This window comes from Ruegeria sp. D4, assembly GCF_056534475.1.
This window is the reverse complement of the sequence record NZ_JBQFPJ010000037.1, coordinates 1-6476: the sequence shown is the minus strand read 5'-3', so window position 1 is coordinate 6476 and position 6476 is coordinate 1. Positions and strand designations below refer to the sequence as shown.

5 protein-coding genes are annotated in these 6476 nt (G+C 51.2%); 2 read left to right on the top strand and 3 right to left on the bottom strand.

Annotation, left to right across the window (positions count from 1 at the left end; translation table 11 throughout):
* Positions 1-118: 118 nt before the first annotated feature.
* Positions 119-607 (bottom strand): RidA family protein, encoded by a 489-nt coding sequence (locus tag ACR0MI_RS23500; protein ID WP_170617445.1) that lies wholly within the window; start codon positions 605-607, stop codon positions 119-121.
* 266 nt (positions 608-873) lie between these two features.
* On the bottom strand, positions 874-1701 hold the full coding sequence (locus tag ACR0MI_RS23495; RefSeq protein ID WP_170619947.1) for a sulfotransferase domain-containing protein: 828 nt from the start codon (positions 1699-1701) through the stop codon (positions 874-876).
* A gap of 458 nt (positions 1702-2159) precedes the next feature.
* Here ACR0MI_RS23495 and ACR0MI_RS23490 point away from each other — a divergent pair, with 458 nt between their 5' ends.
* Positions 2160-3884, top strand: coding sequence for an adenylate/guanylate cyclase domain-containing protein (locus ACR0MI_RS23490; protein ID WP_170617441.1), 1725 nt, complete (start codon positions 2160-2162; stop codon positions 3882-3884).
* Between the two features lie 227 nt (positions 3885-4111).
* On the opposite strand, the gene ACR0MI_RS23485 is transcribed toward ACR0MI_RS23490, so the two are convergent.
* Positions 4112-5146, bottom strand: coding sequence for an alpha/beta fold hydrolase (locus ACR0MI_RS23485; RefSeq protein ID WP_170817442.1), 1035 nt, complete (start codon positions 5144-5146; stop codon positions 4112-4114).
* Positions 5147-5279: 133 nt separating this feature from the next.
* Here ACR0MI_RS23485 and ACR0MI_RS23480 point away from each other — a divergent pair, with 133 nt between their 5' ends.
* Positions 5280-6143 carry an alpha/beta fold hydrolase gene (locus tag ACR0MI_RS23480; RefSeq protein WP_170617437.1) on the top strand — a complete coding sequence of 288 codons (864 nt, stop codon included), beginning with the start codon at positions 5280-5282 and terminating at the stop codon, positions 6141-6143.
* The last annotated feature ends 333 nt before the right edge of the window (positions 6144-6476 follow it).

The window sequence follows — 6476 nt, the reverse complement described above, 5'->3', positions numbered from 1 at the left end:
AACGCATCTTCATCCGAATACCGCTTCCGAGCCATCCATCATCCCTTCCGTGACACCAAAATAGTGGCACAGTTTTACGGGGCTAAGACAAGTACGTCGTTCCGGATTCACGTGTATTCTAGGCCGTTGAGACAATAACCTCTGCTTCGATTTCAATTGGGAAGTTGATTGGTAGGCCTGCCACCCCGACCGCCGTACGTGAATGGCGGCCAATCTCTTCTCCAAAGACGTCAATGATCAAATCCGTGAAACCGTTGAGAACCGCAGGCGTATCGCTGAAGCCAGATTTGCAATTTATCATCCCATGAACTCGGCACCACCCCGTTATTCGGTTTAGACTGCCAAGTTCGCGCTTTAGACTGCCGAGAATAGAAAGCCCGACTTTGCGTGCTGAGGCGTAGCCCTCTTCCACAGACACATTTTCTCCGACTGCTCCAAATGGCGCGGCCGGAGTACCGTCTGTTTCTTGTGGTCCATGACCAGATACGAACGCCCGGTCGCCCCGAACGTTAATCCACGGAAATGGCAACACCATACCAACAGGCAATTTTAGCGGCGCAGGTAAAATGATGTTGTGGTCTACCAATCGCTGTTCAGCTTCGATCATGGTACTCTCCCTCGCAGCACTTGCATGGATCTTACCATAAACCATGCCCAAAGTCGGTCTCGACCACCAAACTTTGCAAGGTCCGCTTCGTCCACATTTGAGTCATCTGGCGAAACCGCGGCGAACGGCTGTTGTTGGTTAGGGCAAACCCTGGCCGCGTTCGCGGGCATGAATGACCGCTCATCGTGGTTACGGGTCATCCGGCAAAAAGTCTCAGATGGCCGAGACGGTCCCGAAGCGGCAATCTTTACTAAGAAAGCGAGGTCCTAAGCAGGAAGCTCTCCGCCAGACTGAAGCCATCGCGCGTCGGCTTCCGGAAGCAACTCTGCAAGACGTTTGTGAAACGCAAGAAGGTCTTCGTCTGAAAGCTTGCCCTCCCACTTGCGACTGCTTGCGCTATCGAAGAAGGCTGACGGGTCTTTAAAGGTTGTGGACCGTTGTGTTTCTTCCTTAGCACTCGCGCGTGCATTGGCTTGCATGTTCTCGAACTGCATACTTTCCGCAATTGCGGCCAGCATTTCATCGCCAATTTTCAAACCAAGTACGGAAGCGAGCTTTCTAGTATGAGAGAGCAAATCGCGCCGCATATCGGCGTAATGGAAAATGTGTATGTTGGGATGTTGGATGTTTGACTTGAAGGACTTGAAGTGATGAACGATGGCCTCAAGGGTGATCCCATCGGCCATCTCCTCTCGAACGGTCTCACCAAGAAAAAGGGCGAATGAAGCTGTCGGCTCATCCGGGAACCTGTCTTGGATCAGGTCTTCCTTCAGGTTTGCCACATGTCGGCGCATCGAAAAATGTGCGTCGATTGGGTGTCTGAACACCGCGATGTAGGTGCAATCTGGATCGAAAGGAATGCCGTCAAAAGGCGTATGGGTCTTGATGCATCTTCTGTGGCTTTGAGCTTCGAACATTCGAGCTATGGGGAGTTGATCTCGAAACGCAGGGTCGAGCCAAACCGACAGGTCATCCATGACCTTGTCCATACCTGGCTTTTCAAACAAGAGCGACAGCACAAGGGCTTGCGTCCATGTTGTTCCGCACTTTGGCGGTGTTGCAACAATCACATCTCCTTGGCGCAGCGCGAACATGTCCCAAATCCGATTGTCGGTGAGACGTGTTCTGTACTCGAATGCCTTCCTTGAAGACGCCCGTATCGTCATTCTGATTTCCGCCAATGGACCCTTAATGAAACGATAGCAAGCATGCGGCGCTGAACCTAGAATTTTGATGGCACCCGAGTAGGAAGGCCTTTCAAAGTGCCAAGCGAAAACCTTGCATTCGCGGCTAGAAGCTCGTTTTGCCCTCAAGGCAGTCATACGCGGCACCTTGCTCCAATGCCTGTGCTGCGGTGTAAAGTCGAAATTACAAAGTTCGGTTTTTCGAGGTCCGCTTCTGCCTAATTTACCCAAAAGCAAAAAGCTTGCGTGTCGTTATTCGGTCACTGATGTTCATTGAATATTGATCGCGATTTATGCGCGAAACCCCTAATATCCCTTTGACACTCCTTCACAATGGATACGCGGGAGGATTTTGTTTGGAGCGGTACTTGGCTGCCATACTCGTGGCTGATGTTGTTGGCTATAGCGCGCTTGTCAGTGCTAACGAGGAAGCCGCATTGCACACATATAGGGGCCACTTTAGGGCGCTGGAGCCGCATGTCGGCCTGAATGGCGGACGGCTATTCAAAAGAACTGGTGACGGTTTTCTTGCAGAGTTTTCCTCGGTTGTAGATGCGCTGGCATGTGCGGAAACGATGCAACGTCAGATGGCTGAGCGGAACGGGGCGCGCGGGCAAAGTCCGGAAATGCAATTCCGTATGGGAATTCACGCGGGCGATGTTTTTGATGACGACGGTGATGTTCTTGGTGACGGCGTCAACATCGCGGCCCGGCTGGAAGGTCTTGCTCCTCCCGGAGGGATCATCGTTTCAGGTCGGGTTTACGAAGATCTTGTGGGTAAGGTGGATGTATCGTTCACCGAATTGGGGCCGCAATATCTGAAGAATATCACACGCCCTGTAACTGCTTACTTGGTACAAACAGCATTTGCCACTGAATCCCCGTTAACTCAATCCCGTCCTGACAGGCCTTCAGTGGCGGTGTTGGCTTTTGACAATCTGTCGCCTGACGCTGAACAGGATTACTTTGCGGAAGGTATTACCGAAGACATCATCACCAGCTTATCCAGAGTGCCCTGGATATTCGTGGTCGCCCGAAACTCTTCTTTTTCTTACAAAGGGCTTTCGGTTGATGTGCGTCGTATCGGCCGAGAGCTTGGTGTCCGCTATATATTGGAAGGGTCCGTTCGCGGCGCTGGTGACCGGTTGCGTGTCACGGGTCAGCTGATTGATGCGGAAACCGGGTCTCATGTTTGGGCGGATCGATACGATGGCAAGCTCGATGATGTTTTCGAGCTTCAGGACCAGATTACCGAGGCTGTCGTTGCTTCGATTGCGCCAGGTATCCGACAAGCTGAAATAGACCGTGCTGCTCACAAGCGCCCTGACACCCTTGGAGCCTATGATCACTTCCTACGTGCGCAGTCCTTGATCTACAGGTTCAAATTCACTGAAGCAGACGACCATTTGTCAAAAGCTCTTTCACTCTCAAGTGAGTACCCATTGGCAAGCGCTCTTCGAGGCTGGATCCGCACTTTGCTATGGAACCCGGATACGCGTCCAAACGAGGCCCGATTTGACTACGCAATTCAGCTGGCACATGAGGCTCTGGCGGCATCACATCTTGACCTAGAGGCGCAAGCATATGCCGGTTACGTACTCGCGTTTCTGTCGGAGGATACAGAGTATGGTTTGTCACTTGTGGATCAAGTCGTCGAGAGAAGCCCAAATTGCGTTTCAGCCTGGGGATCCAGTTGCGTACTGCGTGGCCTGATGGGCCAAGCACAGACGGCACAGGCACATGCCAGGGAGGCGCTCCGACTTAACCCGAATGACCCACTAAACTACCGTGTCCACATGGGTATCAGCCTGTCGCAAATCGCGGAAGGGAACTGGCGCGATCTAAGAGAAACCGCCCAAAAAATGCGTGCATTTCATAATACTGTGACTGTCTTTCGCCTGAACGAACTTGTGGCGGAAATGGCTCACGGCAATGAGAGCCGAGCTAGAGAACTCGCACGTATTCACATGTCGCGGGAACCCGATTTTAGCGTTTCAATGTTCCGGCATATGCGCGCTCGTATCTCTATCGCAAAACCAGAAATCTATGACGCCTACTATGAAATGCTGGCAGCCGCAGGAATTCCTGATTGACGACACCAGTTGTAGACCAGCGGCAAGTCATAGCAAGCATGCAACATGTGGAAACATATTTTTGCCGCTGGAAGAATGCCCAATTTGGTCTGCGAACAGTCGTTGAAGTGAATAGCGGCGAGCGGCAATCGAACTTTCGCGGCGCTCGGCGTGAACGATTGCTCTGCGGACAAAGCTGCCATTGCCACGTTAGATCAGATTAATAGGTTTGCAGTTTCATGCTCTAATCAGAACAGATGCCCATACGTGCGAATTGCATGCTGTCTGTTTTGCAGTTCAAGTTTGGCGTAGATTTTACTTGTGTGGTTTCGAACAGTTTTTTCACTCATTTGAAGACTTCTAGCAATTTCTTTACCACTCATTGCTTGGCAGATGAGTCTCAGCACGTCCTGCTCGCGCTTTGTCAAATCGTTAAAGTCCGTCGTTTGACCGGAAGATGTAAATTCAAGCAAGCTCTTGGAAAAAGCGCGCCAGGCAGGTTCATCGCGTTGAATAATGTGATTTTTTCCCTCTAAAGCAGACATTGTCGCTCTGGGAATTTTCTGAGCGAGATGTTGTCCTTCTTCAAACGGAATAACCTGATCGTTCCTTGAATGGATCACCAGTGTTGGAATTGAAACCTTTGGCAATAGACTTTCAACATTAACGTCAGCGCGCGCCATAAGCAGGTCGGCCCCTGTCTCAGGCAAAACGGTCTTTTGGCAAAGTTCTGTAAACCAAGAGCGTTGTTCGGGCGGCGCACCAGGAAGAAATCTTGATGTAAATACATCTTGAAACGCTGGGTTGTCATTCTCCCAACCCAGGCGAAATACATCGATAACAGTCTTGTAGTTTTTGGCGGCGACCGATCCGCGGTGGTTGCTGCCCCTTGCATAGCCTCCAACGAGTATCATCCCGGCGACTCTGCCGGGATGCCTCAGCGAATACGCGATAGAAGTCGCAGCGCCCTGAGAAATACCCAGAAGATAAATTGGTTCATCTATTTCAGCGGCGTCGATTACAGCTTCGAGATCATCAACCCAGTAATCAATACCCAGATTCTCAACTCGTTTGTCAGATAATCCGCAGCCTCGCTCATCATATCGAACAAGGGTGAATTGACTTTCTAGCAATTCGATCCAGTGAGACCAAATTGGACTGTCTAGATCATAACTGAGATGCGTGAGCCAGTTAGCCGCCTTTACCATTGGTAGGCCGTTTCCGGATTTGCTCCACGCCAGCGACGTACCATCGCTTGAAGAAGTGTATCTAACGGTTCGCATGTCTTTTTTTAGTCGATTTGGGGCAAATGTCCCATCAATTTCCCGTCGGTTTGAGTCTAGCCGGGACATGTGTCCGATAGGTTGAAGGCCAGATGAGTGACACCATTGTGAAACTCAGTTTGGAGGTCATCACATGAATAAGCAATTTGACGCTTCACTACACGCATCGCCGTGTTGGTCCCAAATTTCGCCTGCTCCCTGCGTAGGGCTACATTGTTCCGGCGCTGACGGAAGCCAGTGGCGCAATCTGTTTGCCCGGATGAGCGAAGAAACCAAAACATTAGCACCCGACCTAATAGGAACCCTGTCTAGGGGTCATAAAATCCCGGACGGGCCGTTCACATTGGAAAACGAAGCTGCTTCGATTATCACTGAGATAGAGAAGCTTGGCAGGCCCGCTCACTTGATTGGACACTCGTATGGAGGAGCGCTGGCTTTGCATATCGCCAGAGCTCGACCCGACCTTGTTCGATCACTTTGTCTCTATGAACCAACTCTGTTCAGCCTACTGAAAGCCGGAGAGTTGACTGACGGTTTATTGTATTCCGAGATTGTTAGCCTCACAAACGCAATACGAACGGGCATAGAAGAGGGATGCGAAGAGTTTAGCGCACAGGTTTTCACTGATTTTTGGGGAGGACTTGGCTCTTGGCAAGCCCTGAGTCGTAAACGCAGGTGCGCTATGATTGATTGGGTTCACAAAGCCCCAAGCGATTTCGATGCGCTTCTGAAAGAACCTGACCCAGAATACATTCTTTCTGAGGGAGTTCCCTCTACGATCATTCGCGGATCGCAGACGCATGTGCACACAAAGCGCATCGCTGAACTTCTGGCATCCCAAGGCAAGCTTGTTGAACTAAAGGTTCTGAAAGGTGCTGGCCATTTGGGTCCCTTTACCTTCAAGGAAAGTTTCGAGATGGAGGTGCTGTCGCATATTAGAACTGTTGAGCATCGGTGCAATCGCCGCAAACCACGGCTTGGCGGACTCCGAAATTAAATCCGCTACAAGTATCCAAGATAGTCCCAACGGCAGCAGGAACACTCCGGACAAAGGATCTCGTTCCGGTCCCAACCAGCCAAATGTGCCCGTCAAGAATGCAACCAACGCCAACAGGTACAGGACCGCGAATACGATGGTGGTTGTTCTACAAACTAAGTCGAGCCTCAGCAGATCAAGCCAGTGCTGCGCAGCCGTTTTCAGCTACGCAGCAGACTGCTCACAGTGCGCCTTCGTCGCCAAGGAACTCGATACCAGCTGTCGCGCCATCACTGTAAGCAATGCAATTCCAAGGAGCACGATCCTCGCCAACGCCGACTGTGACCTGTGTTC

Excerpts from the sequence above, each read along its gene's own strand:
- ACR0MI_RS23485 (WP_170817442.1), bottom strand. The coding sequence starts at position 5,146 with ATGCGAACCGTTAGATACACTTCTTCAAGCGATGGTACGTCGCTGGCG.
- ACR0MI_RS23500 (WP_170617445.1), bottom strand. The coding sequence starts at position 607 with ATGATCGAAGCTGAACAGCGATTGGTAGACCACAACATCATTTTACCT.
- ACR0MI_RS23495 (WP_170619947.1), bottom strand. The coding sequence starts at position 1,701 with ATGTTCGCGCTGCGCCAAGGAGATGTGATTGTTGCAACACCGCCAAAG.
- ACR0MI_RS23480 (WP_170617437.1), top strand. The coding sequence starts at position 5,280 with ATGAATAAGCAATTTGACGCTTCACTACACGCATCGCCGTGTTGGTCC.